Origin of the sequence: Maritalea sp. S77 (genome assembly GCF_049801075.1) — a bacterium.
In the GTDB taxonomy this organism is placed as follows: Bacteria; Pseudomonadota; Alphaproteobacteria; order Rhizobiales; family Devosiaceae; genus Maritalea.
On record NZ_JBNAGG010000001.1, the window covers coordinates 40,716 to 53,365 of the forward strand.

Sequence of the window (12,650 nt, forward strand, 5' to 3'; positions counted from 1 at the left end):
TCCTTGACTTGAAATATCTATTTATGCGGTGAGTTGGCCCCGGATCAAGTCCGGGGCTGCCGAATTCATAAGCAGGCCAAAATCCTTGTGGCCGGCCCGGCCTTTAGCCGGGACCAATGCCAAAATTTTAGAAACACTGCACCGTCATATACCCCCACGTCATTGCAAGACTTGATCTTGCAATCCAGTTGAGCTTTCCGCTTGTAGAAAGGTATGTGAGGGAAACCTCAGCGTTTCTTCGAGCTGACATTTGAATTGGATCCCAAGATCAAGTCTTGGGGTGACGGTGGAGAGATTGGTGATGAAACCTAAAATTCTGATTCCGAAAAATCAGCTAACTATATGGCCTAGCTTTGTGATTTAGCGGCATGTTCGCGCAGCCATTCCACAATGGCAGGCTCGATTTCTTCCAGCGGATCTGTCACGAAGCTGCGTTCATGAGCGTAGGGATGCGGAATGGACAGGCGTTCCGTTTGGATGACTTTCCGGCCATAGGCAATCACATCAATGTCGATGAGGCGAGGGCCCCATTTCTCGTCGCGTTTGCGGCCCATGGCTTCTTCAATCATCAAGCCAGCATCTAACAGCCCTTCGGGGCCGAGCGACGTTTCAATTTCAATAGCCATATTCAGAAATGGATTTTGATCGGTTTTGCCCCAAGGGTCGGTCTCGATGATGGTCGATTTTTTGATGATATGAATGTCCGGGTGCGCGTCCAGTCGGCGCAGCGCTTCTTTCAATTGGGCACGCGGACGGCCAATATTTGCCCCAAGGGCCAGCCAAGCACGTGCCATTATGCTGTCTCCCGGTCTCGAACGATTTCGATGGCGAACTCGCCAGACACAACGGGAATCGGTGCCTCTGGTTTGCGCACGCGCACTTTAATCCATTCGATTGTCGGGAATGCCTCAAACAGCCGATCAACAATATGTTGGCCCAATGCTTCAATTAGCTTGAATCGAGTTTCGGTGATGGCTTCGTGCAGCAATTCAAAAATGTCGGCATAGGAGATGGTTGTTTCCACATCATCGCTTTTGCCCGGTTCGCGCAAGTCCACGCCACATTCAAGGTCAATGCGAAAGCGCTGGCCCAATGTGTTTTCTTCCATCATCACCCCGTGATAGCCATAAAAGGCGAGGTCGGAGAGGATGATTTTATCTTCGATACGGTCAGTGCGAACCATATTAAACGTCCTTTGGCGGTGGCGGGCCATAGAGCATGGCCTTGGCGACTTGCAGTGCGTCGAGATTCTCGCGCACATCATGCACGCGGAATATATGCGCGCCTTTTTCATATGCAAGTACCGTAGAGGCATTGGTGGCCGCAACCCGTTCTTTTGGGGTATTGCCCAGCAATTTGCCAAACATGGATTTGCGCGACGTGCCGATGAGTAACGGATAGCCCAGCGCGTGCAACTCATCCACCCGGCGCAGCAATTCGTAATTTTCGTCAAAGTCTTTGGCAAATCCGAAGCCAGGGTCCAAAGCGATTTGCGACCTGGAAATGCCTGCATTTTCAGCGATTTGCAGACTCTTCTCAAAGAAACGATTCATCTCGCCGATCAAGTCTTTTTCGCGATCACGGTCGGGATCCCAGTGCATCAAAATGGCGGGGCAACCATAATGGGCAGCGACGTCAGCCAGTTCTGGATCGCGCTGAAAGCCCCACACATCATTGATGATCTCGGCTCCAGCTTCCATGGCTTGCTGGCCCACAATGGCCTTATAGCTGTCGATAGAGATGGGCGCGGTGATGCCTGATTCTTTGAGGGCATCAATGGCGGGCAATACGCGGTCGAGTTCCTCTTGCGCGGCAACGGCCTCTGATCCGGGGCGGGTGCTCTCGCCGCCAATGTCCAGAATATGCGCGCCTTCCGCGACCATTTTTTGGGCTTGCTCGATAATCTTCTCACGGTCGGTGAAGTCACCCCCGTCAGAAAAGCTGTCGGGTGTGACATTGAGAATGCCCATCACAAGGGGAATTTGTCCCAGTGTGATTTCACCCGACTTGAGCTGCCATTTGAATTCCTGATGCATTATTCGGCTGCAGGTTTGGCCACAAATTCAGGCTGTGTTGGCTCGCCGAACAAATCATATTCGTCGCTATCAACCAGTTTGACCTTCACCATGTCGCCAGGTTTCACGCCTTGAACATCGTCGATAAATACCTGCCCATCAATATCTGGCGCATCCCATTGGCTGCGGCCGAGAGCGCGGTTGTCTTCAGGGGCTACATCGTCGATCAGCACGTCAATCTCGCGGCCAACCTTTTGGCGTAACCGTTCGGCGGAAATGGCTTGGGCCTTCACCATCAAGCGATCATACCGATCTTGCTTGATTTCATCGGGCACGACGCCTTCAATTTCGTTGGCCACGGCGCCGGTCACTGGCTCATATTGGAACGCGCCCAAGCGATCAATTTGAGTTTCGTCCAGCCAATCCAGCAATTGTTGGAAGTCGTCTTCGGTTTCGCCGGGGAAGCCCACGATGAAGGTAGAACGGATCGCCAAATCCGGGCAGATGTCGCGCCAATGTTTGATGCGATCGGCGGTTTTGACCTGATTGGCTGGGCGGCGCATGGCTTTAAGCACGTTTGGCGCTGCATGCTGGAATGGAATGTCGAGGTACGGCAAAATTTTGCCTTCGGCCATTAGCGGGATGGTCTTGTCCACATGCGGATAGGGGTAAACATAGTGCAGGCGCACCCAAGCATCCAATTCGCCCAACTCTTCGCAAAGATTGTGGAACCGCGCTTCCACATCGCGCTTATGAAAGCGTGAGGTGGCATATTTGATGTCTTGGCCGTATGCGCTTGTGTCTTGCGAAATCACCATGATTTCTTTCACGCCCGCTTTCACCAGCCGTTCGGCTTCATAAAGAACGCTGGCCACCGGACGCGACTGCAAATCGCCGCGGATAGACGGGATGATGCAGAAGGTGCAGCGGTTGGAACAGCCTTCAGAAATTTTCAGATAGGCATAGTGGCGCGGCGTGAGGCGCAAACCATCGGCAGGCACTAGATCTTCAAATGGCTTATGTACGGGCGGTAAGTTTGAATGCACCGCATCAACCACGGCCTCATATTGATGCGGGCCAGAAACCGCCAGCACTTTAGGGTGCGTATCGCGGATCAACTGCTCTTCGGTGCCCAAACAGCCAGTGACGACCACTTTGCCATTTTCATTGATGGCTTCGCCGATGGCCTCAAGGCTTTCAGCTTTGGCGCTGTCCAAAAAGCCGCATGTGTTGACGATCACCAAATCCGCGCCGTCATAGGACTGCGAGAAATTGTATCCCTGCGCTCGCAGGGTGGTCAAAATGCGTTCTGAATCGACGAGCGCCTTTGGGCAGCCAAGGCTCACAAGTCCAATGGTTGGGTTCTGGTTCATCCGTTCGGCCTTTAATAGGATTTGAATGGGCTTTCTAACGCACTCAAATCCTACGTCAAGCACAAGTGCTGTGGCTTAGAGAATGTGCCAATCACCTCATCCAACTGGTCGCACATAAAATCGGCATTTTCGCGGCTAAACACCATGGGCGGCTTGAATTTCAGCACATTGTCCAGCGGGCCATCGGTTGAGAACAAAATGGAGCGGTCGCGCAGGGCGTTGACAATGGCGCCAGCTTTTTCTGTGGCAGGGGTCAATTGCTCATCTTCGATCAGTTCCATGCCGAGAAATAGGCCATGCCCGCGCACATCGCCCACAAGATCATATTTGTCTTTAATCTCTTGCCAACGGCCCAAAATGTAATTGCCGAGCTCTTTGGCATGTGCCTGAAGGCCTTCATTTTCAATCACATCCATCACCGCCATGCCCACAGCCATGGAAACGGGGTTGCCGCCAAAGCTGTTGAAATATTCCATGCCCGTGTTGAACTTATCGGCCAATTCTTTGGTGGTGACCACGGCAGCAAGGGGATGGCCGTTGCCGATGGGTTTGCCCATCACCACCATGTCCGGCACCACATCTTGCAGCTCATAGGCCCAGAAATGCTCGCCCACACGGCCAAAGCCACATTGCACTTCATCGGCAATGCAGACGCCGCCTTCGGCCCGTACCGCCTCATAAACTGTTTTGAAGTAGCCTTCGGGGTAGGCAACTTGGCCTCCAACGCCGGAAATGCTTTCTGCGATGAACGCTGCTGCACCATTGCCCGTTTTGGCTTTGATTTCCGCGATACGCCGTTTCACATCTTCCGCATATTTCGCGCCGGCATCATTGTCGCCATAGCGATAGGGGCCGCGGAAAGGATCGGGGAATTCGGCGATATGGGTGAAGTCGGGCTGTGGGAAGCCACCTTTGCGCTTGAATTTATAAGGGCTGACATCAACGGCACCTTGTGAGTTACCGTGATAAGCCCAATCCAGCACAATTGTGTCTTTCTGGCCTGTGGCCTGTCGCGCAATCCGCAGCGCCAATTCGTTGGCTTCGGTGCCGGAATTGACGAAATAGGCGACCGAAAGATGGTCTGGCATTTTTGAAGTGATGCGTTCCGCAAAATCCAGCACCAACTCGCTCAAATAGCGCGTGTTGGTGTTGAGAATTGCTGCTTGCCGCGAAATCGCCTCCACCAGATGCGGGTGGCAATGTCCGATATGCGTGATGTTGTTCACACAATCGAGGAACGCGCGGCCCGTGTGGTCGTACAAATGCACGCCTTTACCGGACACCATTTTGAGCTTTTTCTTGTAAGAAACACTCAATGACGGGCCGAGCAAATCGGCGCGACGCTGCATTAGCTTGTCTGGTGTTTGCTCATCAATTTCAAAGGTTTGTGGGGGCTGGTTCATCAAAAGATTCGGGTTGGGACAGATTTGCTGCCACACGTCCCACATGCTTTTGTGGGCTACGCCGTTGAAATTGGTGGATTGGCTCAACATTGAGGTCATGATCTGGAAATGCAAGTGCGGATACCAACCGCCATTCACGTCCCAATCGCCAATATGGCCGATCAATTGGCCCTTCTCGATCTTGTCGCCCACATGGTGCAGATCAAAGATCGAGCGGGAGAGGTGGCCGTAAAGGGTGTAGAACGGCACGCCCTTATCCGTCTCATGCTTCAAAATGAGTGTCGGGCCATAATCCAACTCAAACGCATTGTCATGCACGGCATAGACTTCGCCCGCCATTGGCGCGTGGAGTGGCTCGTCAGCATGTACAAACACGTCCACGCCCATATGGATGGTGCGGCGTTCTTTTGACAGTTTGGAGGCAAAGGCATCGGTTTGATAAACAGTGCGGTCTTCGCCATAACGGCCAATGCCAAAGCGGGCTTCTTCTTTGGCGCATTTCTCGTCGAACCAAGCGTTAAAGGATTTATCGCTGAAAGGCGGGATCGTCGCGTCGCTGCCATCAGCCGGGATGATAAATCGCGCTTCATATTTGAAGTCCGGTTTGAATAGCGAGGCGGTATTGGGCTGATTTTGCTCGAGAAACGCGATGATGTGGCTTGCATGATCTACAGCGTCTAAACCTGCTGCATGGCGGAACAGGGCGGTCATAAAACGGGGGTCAACATCGTCCAGACGATCAAGCAGCTCCAAGGCGGGCTTTTGCGACACCAGCAAATATTCATTTTCTGGATGGGCCTTGATCTGGTGCGAAGACATCGCCACGCTGACGGTGAGGCGCATGCGTATCAGGTCAAACAGTACATCCAGTTCTTCGGCAAATAGCGGAAATTCAGCGCAATAATTGTTCACCAAAGCCTTTGACGCGGCAAATAGATCATCTTGATCCATCAGCGCATAGGCCATCGTCACAGCCAACTCATTGATCTGCCGCCCATGGCACATATCACCAAAATCGATGAGGCCGGTGACTTTGTTTTCGTTCGCAGGATCAATCACCAAATTATTGTCGTTGGCGTCTTGGTGGATCACTGCCATGCGCAAATGTTGCAACTTCGGTGCAGTTTCCGCGCGATAATGGGCGAAGAGTCGCTCGGCACGCTCTCGATGCGCTGGATCGGCGATTGAAGGGAAATATTCCTCCGCAGCCAATGCATTGTCGAGATTCCAAATAAAGTCTGGCCGGTGCGCCGCTGGGCGATAAAAACCGCTAAAGGCCTTTGAGAATTTGCCCATAAAACGGCCAAGGTCTGCAAGGCGGTCTAACGAAACAGGTTTTTGGGAATAAAGGTCGCCATCCAAGAAAGTCAGTAGGCGGATGTGGTAATCTTGTCCATCCTTTTGCGCCACGAACATTTGTTCGTGTGCATTGGTGAGTACCATTTCTGGGCACCCGTTAAATCCGGCGTCCTTCAAGAAGGTGAGGCTGTCATTTTGCAATTCCAAAAAGCTGATATCTTCACCCGCATTGGCGATCTTGAAGACATATTTGCCCTGATCAGTTTTTACTTCAAAGTTCTGATCGCGTTCGCTTTCAAGGGCGCGCGGCGTGCCGGACATGCCGTATTTGGCGCTTAGCATTTCAGCGACGTCTTGCTCGGTGAAGTGAGGAGGGGCAAATTCAAAGGCTGACATAGGTGGGGAGACCTTTAATTGGATTTGTTTGGGTTATCTTATCCAATTTTCTCCTGAAATGGAGCCGTTTTTGCAGGCGGTTTGCACGATATATAAAAATGGGTTCATGCATATCCTGCATGAACCCATCAAATCCAGAAATTTGCGGAAGTATTTACGCATCAGGTTTTTTTGTTGTTTTACGGGTAGTTGTCGAGCTTTTCGCTGGGGCTTTGCGCTTGGCTGGTGCCTTGCGTGTTGATGATTTTGCCGCAGTTGTGCGCGGTTTGCTGGTTGTGCTTGTGGTGGTTTTAGTTGCAGTTGCGGCGCTAGTCTTTGGTTTGGTGGCCTGCTGCTCGATGGCCTGCATATCGTCATCATCTTCAGCGAGTTCTTCCAACGCGTCTTTTACATCATCAAAAATTGATAGAGCCGGGCGCACAGGCTGTTGGATTTCCATCAGCTTTTCGTTCTTTTTGAAGAAAACGAGTAGCGTTTCGCATAGTACGCGTAGTGCGACGAATGCGCCGAGGCCGAAGATGCCTACCTCAAGAATACCCCAGAGGCCCGAGCCGAATGAATCAGCGAAGGTGGCAAATAGATGATTGATCGACCACAACACAATGGTGCCCAAGCCGAGCAAATAGAGCAGCTTGATAATTTTCGGTGCAATCATTCGATCTAGGTTGAAAATTGTGCCGCTGGTGGCCAGTTTTTTGATGTCTTCGGTGTTCATTTTGTCACCTTTATGTGGAAGTTCACGCGATCTATGCCCAGCTTTAGCATAGGTGGGGGAAAAATGGCCAGTGCAACCGGGAGTTAAACCCTGATCGTGGGGCCGAAAATATTCTCAAAATTCCTGCGGAGGGCGCCATCTAGTTCAGGCATGGAAGCCAATTGGCCGAGATCCTCAAAACTTGTGACGCCTTGATCGGTGATGCCGCAGGGTACGATGCCGCGATAGTCATCAAGGTCAGGGTTCAGGTTGATCGAAATGCCGTGAAAGCTCACCCAGTGCGACACACGCACGCCAATGGCGGCAATCTTATCTTCTTTGCCGAAACCTTTTTCGGGGCGTTTAACCCAAACACCCACGCGGCCATCGCGTTGTTCGCCTTCAATGTTGAAATCGGCAAGGGTGTCGATCACCAATTGTTCCATGGCCCGCACGAACGCGCGTACATCGCGGCCACGTTGTTTGAGGTCGAGCATCAGATAAACAACCCGCTGTCCGGGACCATGATAGGTATATTGCCCGCCGCGCCCTGCGTCGAACACCGGGAGCATGTTTGGGTCCGTTAGGTCTGCCGCTTGCGCTGAGGTGCCCGCTGTGTAGAGCGGGGGATGCTCCAGCAGCCATGCCAATTCTTCAGCCTCACCACGCACCAGTTTTTCAACATGGTCCTTCATGCGGGCCAATGCCGCAGGATATTCCACCTGATGGTCTGAGATTTCCCATTGCGTGGGGCGCTGATCTTGGCGCAAAACTGTTGAATTTTGAGACATAATGTGTGGCGAATTTGGCTTTTGTTAAGATTTAAATAACCATGGTTGGTGCAAGGTCAATTGCAACGCATCTGGTTTATGCCATAAACCTTTGAGGTGCAATGACCTGATTCTGTCGCTAAGGGCCGAAAATATATGGACGCGTTAAAATCCATTGATGTTGATATCACTGTTGAACTGGGCGCCACCAAAATGCCAGTGCATCATTTGCTGCGTATGGGCCGCGGTGCGGTGATTGAATTGGATGCAACAGAATTTGATCCGCTTAAGATCTATGCCAACAAAACACTTGTTGCGACTGGGGAAATCAAGATTGACGAGGGGCAACTCTCAATTGAAGTCTTGGAAAAGATCACGAAGCAGCCCTAATCAAAAAAACTATAAATAGAGCTTGTGCGCTTCATGACCATTTGATAAATGGTGGCGCGCTTAAGACGATTATGCGGTCGTGGCGGAATTGGTAGACGCGCAGCGTTGAGGTCGCTGTGGGGTAACACCCGTGGAAGTTCGAGTCTTCTCGACCGCACCAAATTGTTTTAAAAGAACCTGCCCTCGGGCAGGTTTTTTTGTATGTGGGGGGGCAGTTGTGGTAGGGGCATCTATTCAGTATCGCGACTTTCGGTTTTTACCGGTAAAGGCGCTGATCTTTTTTGTGGGGCTTTTGCTCGTTTTAAAGCTTGGCTTTACGTTCTTCACCAAAGTGGCAGCGGATGAGGCCTATTACTGGCTTTGGGGGCAGCATTTTGATTGGTCATATTTTGACCATCCGCCTTTGAATGCGTGGATTTTGGGCGTTAGTGACCGCATTTTTGGCACAAATGTGTTTGGTCTTCGCCTTCCTGCTATGCTCAGCTTTGCAGGCACGGCATACGTTATGTGGCTCTTTGCGCAACGTCTTTTTCCGCAAAATTCGAAGCAAAGCTTCCTGATTATGCTGGTCGTGTTTCTTGCGTCTCCTACCTTGTTTGTGTGGACGACAATTGTTTATCACGACCATCTGATGCTATTTCTTTGCATCGCCGCTGCTTACTGTTTCACGGATTATTTTGCTCGCTTCGCAGAAGATAACGGCACAGACGTAAAAGGGCTGTACTTAGCGGCGCTACTGCTTGGATTGGCGGGGCTAACCAAATATGCTGCCGCGTTTTTGGGTGTTTCCGTTGCTTTGGTTGTGTTGCTGAGCAGTCAATTGCGCCCCATGCTGAAGCAAAAACATATTTATCTTGCGGGCGTGCTTACATTTGCCTGTATGGCACCTGTGTTGATCTGGAATTTGCAAAATGATTGGGCGTCTTTCCAACTGCATTTTAGCGATCGGTATGAGTTAAAGGCATTTGAGGGTATAAATGCGGGCACATTTGCACGTTATCTATTTTCAACCGCGCTTTATTTTGGCGTCTTTCTGCTCATTCCACTTATTGGCATTTTTTGGCCACGGCGCTACGACAGCGCCTTTGCAAAGCTAGGCGTGCGGTTGGCGCAAATTACCATTCTGACATCGCTTGGCGTTTTTATCGTTTTTGCTGCTCGCGGCACGGTTCATTGGTACTGGAGCGATTTGGCTTACGCGTTGATGATTATATTCATGTTGCTCTATTTGCGGTGGGCTTGGTTGATTTGGGCCCATGTACTGACGAGTTTTGTTTTTATTGCCTATGGCTTGGTAAGCTACGGGATTTTGCCATTTGATTATCTGGTCGGGGCGAAAAATGTTGAAGTTGGCCGCATGCATGGTTGGGATAAAGTTGCCCAAAATGTTGAAGAGTTGCAGGCGACATATAACCCAGATGTTTTGGCAACAACTGGTTATCCGACGGCAGGTCAATTGGCATATGCCATGGATCAAAAAGAGATTTTTGATCTGTCAGATAAGCGGTCCCAATTTGATTTCTGGCAACTTAAGTCACCGTCGACAGGTAGTTTAGCGCTTATTTTGCACGATCATTTTGGAGATCTAGATGCTGCGCGGCGTAAATTTGAAAGCTTTGAAAAAGTGCAAGAATTTACAATTGAAGCTCTGGGCATAGAATTCTACTGGTACGAAATCTATCTCGGCAAAAACTCAACCCCGAATGATGTCGAGGTTGAGTGAGTTGCACTAAGCTTTGATCAGTTTGCGAATGCCTGCATCGAGTGAGAAGATGCCTGGGCCGCAAATGAAGACGGTTAGGGCGGCGAGGCCCCATTGGGCGTGTAGTGCCCAGGCGCCTGGATAGACGAGCTGGATGACGCAAGTCATACCCAGAAGGCCGAGTCCGGCAAAGCGTGAAAATAGGCCGATCACCAACAAGACGGGGAGCACCACTTCGCCGAGGGCGGCAAAATAGGCCAGCAACTCTGGAAAGGGCATGTCGTATGCCGTGCCAAGGATGTGCAGCTTATATTCTTGGCTGAACAAATATTTTGCCCCAGAGTTGATTTGTGTCGGAAATGAAGCCCACTTAGTCCATCCGGAGTTCCAATAGGGCATGGCCACAAAGAAACGTACGGCCAATAATGCTACCGACAGGATTACATAAGGGAGCATGCCAAAGCGGCGGAGCGGTTTAAATTCGCCAAAGATTGTCCCGATCATAATGGGTCTCCGTTTTTAAGCAAAAATTGTTCCACCGCGCCAATGGCGAGCAGGTTTGTGAGTAAGTCTTGCAGGTCAAAGTCTGGATCAGATTTGAGGCCAATGTCTACGGTTGTTTCCAGAGAAAAACCTGCGGTCAGTGCGGTTAATCCTGCCCGATGTGAGGGATGAATTGAAGCAGTGGTGACCGACCATTCCGGGCGGCAAATTAGGGTGATTTCAGCCTGGTCGAATCCAATTCCCTCAAGCGTTTCACCTGCAGAAGATCTTTTGTAGATTTGGTGCGCTGGAAAGCGCGAGTAGGACCAGAAAAAGCTAGGGTGTAGTTTCAGCTTGGCGCTGTCCAATGCTTCTTGCGGTATGTTTTGTATCGTCGCTGGGTCAAATTGATGCCCGTCGGCCGCGTGATAGGATTTAATCCGCTTATATTCAATGTCGGCAATATCCGACAGAAACGGCACTTGTTGCGCGGGTTTAAACTGACTTAGAAATTGTGCGAATTCGTCGCCATAATAGATCATCAAGGGCGAGTTGGGCGGAAAGTTTAGGGCGTATTCGCGGGCGAGCGCGCGGAAAAACTCGTCACCAACCAACGATTTGCACGCAGGAAAAGTGCTGGCCAAATTATCGATAAGGCTCACCACAACATTGTTGCGATAAACGCCAAAGCGTTTAGGTGCAGGGAAGCCTTTTGGATCAACCAAATTTTCTGGGCCTTCCTCTTCAGGGTGGAAAAGGGCGCGCGCGAAGCTGGTTTGGTCGTTGCGGAAATTAGGCGAGCGCATGGGTCGGCTCCCCAACTTGCGCTAACATGGTGTCGCGCGCGGCAACGGCTTCTGCATATAAAGTTGGCCAATCGGGCACATCATTGTCCCACTCGATCAGTGTTGGGCGCAGACCAGCCTTTTTCACGACATATCGGTAAAGGTCCCACACTGGTGGCGCCACTTGACGGTCATGACTGTCAATCAACAAAGGTTGCTCGTCGTCATCTGTGTCGGTTGCATGTCCGGCGAGATGGATTTCGCCAACTGCGTGTAGCGGGAAGCGATCCAGATAGTCATAGGCATCCAGCTTTTGGTTGTTGGCCGAGATGTGCACATTGTTTACGTCGAGGATCAATTTGCAGCCCGTGCGCTTTTGCATTTCGGTGATAAAGCTGATTTCGTCCATCTCCGTTTCACTGAACGCGACATAGGTCGATGGGTTTTCCATCATCAAGGTGCGCCCTAACGTTTCTTGGATCTCATCCACGTGGTCAACAACGCGATTGAGCGTGCGTTGAGTGTAAGGGATCGGCAAAAGGTCGTTGAGAAACAGCATGTTGCGCTCGGTATCGTGGCTGGACCACGCCAAATGCTCTGAGACTAATTTGGGGTTATACCGATCGACGATCTTTTTCAGCCGCATCAGGTGGGGGCGGTCTAGGGGGCCGTCGCTACCGATGGAAAGACCGACGCCGTGAACCGACAGGTCGTAATTTTCATCAAGTGCGCGCAGCATGGCATGGGGTGGTCCACCATCGCCCATATAGTTTTCTGCGTGCACTTCAAAAAAACTGAGGTCTGGTTGGTTTTCTTGGATATCGCCAAAATGTTCTGGCTTAAAACCAACGCCGATTTCCGGCTTCAAATTTACTTGCGTCATTTTGGTTGCCTCCCTTTAAGGAGCGCGGGGGCTTTCCCCCCGCGCGAGAATGGAAGAGTAGTGAACTCGTCGATTATGACATATCGCGTTCAATTGCTTCCAATGAACCTGCGCGATCACCAGGCAATACTTTCGCCCAAAATTCTGTGTTTTCGCAAAGGCCAGCAGGTACCAATGTCCATGCATTGCCCTGATAGTCTACTTTAGATGTGCCTGCACATGATGTGCCAGGGCCTGCGGCGCAGTCGTTTTTACCGGCAAGTGAAACGCCAAAGCATTTTTCCATATCGCCTTCAGCAAGTGCTGGTGCAACGGAAGCTGATGATGCAACTGCAGTTGCAACGGCACTGGCGATTACGAGGCTTGTTGTGGTTTTCGCTTTAGACATGTTGTCCTCCAATGAGATTTTATAAACAAAGTTGTTCCGCAGAAAATCTGCTGTGTCCTTTGTGGCGAA

At 51.0% G+C, this 12,650-nt stretch carries 13 protein-coding genes and 1 tRNA gene; 3 read left to right on the forward strand and 11 right to left on the reverse strand.

Annotation, left to right across the window (positions count from 1 at the left end):
- Positions 1 to 347: 347 nt before the first annotated feature.
- From folK to lipB, 7 genes are all read right to left on the reverse strand, one after another.
- Positions 348 to 794 (reverse strand): 2-amino-4-hydroxy-6-hydroxymethyldihydropteridine diphosphokinase, encoded by a 447-nt coding sequence (gene folK / locus ACP15Y_RS00260; protein ID WP_133571206.1) that lies wholly within the window; start codon positions 792 to 794, stop codon positions 348 to 350.
- Positions 794 to 1,183 (reverse strand): dihydroneopterin aldolase, encoded by a 390-nt coding sequence (gene folB / locus ACP15Y_RS00265; RefSeq protein ID WP_133571205.1) that lies wholly within the window; start codon positions 1,181 to 1,183, stop codon positions 794 to 796. Before folB ends, folK begins: the two co-directional genes overlap by 1 nt.
- 1 nt (position 1,184) lies before the next feature.
- Positions 1,185 to 2,036, reverse strand: coding sequence for a dihydropteroate synthase (gene folP / locus ACP15Y_RS00270; RefSeq protein ID WP_424981018.1), 852 nt, complete (start codon positions 2,034 to 2,036; stop codon positions 1,185 to 1,187).
- Entirely contained in the window at positions 2,036 to 3,388 is a 1,353-nt protein-coding gene (gene rimO, locus ACP15Y_RS00275) for a 30S ribosomal protein S12 methylthiotransferase RimO (protein ID WP_424981019.1), read from the reverse strand. The genes folP and rimO overlap by 1 nt, the downstream gene beginning before the upstream one ends.
- Before the next feature lie 50 nt (positions 3,389 to 3,438).
- Entirely contained in the window at positions 3,439 to 6,486 is a 3,048-nt protein-coding gene (locus tag ACP15Y_RS00280) for an aminotransferase class III-fold pyridoxal phosphate-dependent enzyme (protein ID WP_424981020.1), read from the reverse strand.
- A 154-nt stretch (positions 6,487 to 6,640) separates the two neighbouring features.
- A complete protein-coding gene (locus ACP15Y_RS00285; protein WP_424981021.1) occupies positions 6,641 to 7,201 on the reverse strand; it encodes a DUF4282 domain-containing protein in 561 nt (186 codons plus the stop codon).
- 83 nt (positions 7,202 to 7,284) lie between these two features.
- Entirely contained in the window at positions 7,285 to 7,971 is a 687-nt protein-coding gene (gene lipB, locus ACP15Y_RS00290) for a lipoyl(octanoyl) transferase LipB (RefSeq protein WP_424981022.1), read from the reverse strand.
- 135 nt (positions 7,972 to 8,106) lie between these two features.
- Here lipB and ACP15Y_RS00295 point away from each other — a divergent pair, with 135 nt between their 5' ends.
- The 3 genes from ACP15Y_RS00295 to ACP15Y_RS00305 all read left to right on the forward strand — a co-directional run bounded on the left by ACP15Y_RS00295 (position 8,107) and on the right by ACP15Y_RS00305 (position 10,063).
- On the forward strand, positions 8,107 to 8,340 hold the full coding sequence (locus tag ACP15Y_RS00295; RefSeq protein ID WP_424981023.1) for a FliM/FliN family flagellar motor switch protein: 234 nt from the start codon (positions 8,107 to 8,109) through the stop codon (positions 8,338 to 8,340).
- A gap of 73 nt (positions 8,341 to 8,413) precedes the next feature.
- Positions 8,414 to 8,500: transfer RNA gene (locus tag ACP15Y_RS00300), tRNA-Leu, on the forward strand.
- A gap of 57 nt (positions 8,501 to 8,557) precedes the next feature.
- Positions 8,558 to 10,063 carry an ArnT family glycosyltransferase gene (locus tag ACP15Y_RS00305; protein ID WP_424981024.1) on the forward strand — a complete coding sequence of 502 codons (1,506 nt, stop codon included), beginning with the start codon at positions 8,558 to 8,560 and terminating at the stop codon, positions 10,061 to 10,063.
- 6 nt (positions 10,064 to 10,069) lie between these two features.
- Here the strand turns inward: ACP15Y_RS00305 and ACP15Y_RS00310 are convergent, their stop codons facing one another.
- The 4 genes from ACP15Y_RS00310 to ACP15Y_RS00325 all read right to left on the reverse strand — a co-directional run bounded on the left by ACP15Y_RS00310 (position 10,070) and on the right by ACP15Y_RS00325 (position 12,581).
- Positions 10,070 to 10,546, reverse strand: a complete 477-nt coding sequence (locus ACP15Y_RS00310; RefSeq protein WP_424981025.1) for a DoxX family protein — start codon at positions 10,544 to 10,546, stop codon at positions 10,070 to 10,072.
- On the reverse strand, positions 10,543 to 11,331 hold the full coding sequence (locus ACP15Y_RS00315) for a DNA-binding domain-containing protein (RefSeq protein ID WP_424981026.1): 789 nt from the start codon (positions 11,329 to 11,331) through the stop codon (positions 10,543 to 10,545). The genes ACP15Y_RS00310 and ACP15Y_RS00315 overlap by 4 nt, the downstream gene beginning before the upstream one ends.
- On the reverse strand, positions 11,318 to 12,193 hold the full coding sequence (locus tag ACP15Y_RS00320; protein WP_424981027.1) for a DUF692 domain-containing protein: 876 nt from the start codon (positions 12,191 to 12,193) through the stop codon (positions 11,318 to 11,320). Before ACP15Y_RS00320 ends, ACP15Y_RS00315 begins: the two co-directional genes overlap by 14 nt.
- Before the next feature lie 73 nt (positions 12,194 to 12,266).
- Positions 12,267 to 12,581, reverse strand: a complete 315-nt coding sequence (locus ACP15Y_RS00325) for a DUF2282 domain-containing protein (protein ID WP_424981028.1) — start codon at positions 12,579 to 12,581, stop codon at positions 12,267 to 12,269.
- Positions 12,582 to 12,650 lie beyond the last annotated feature (69 nt).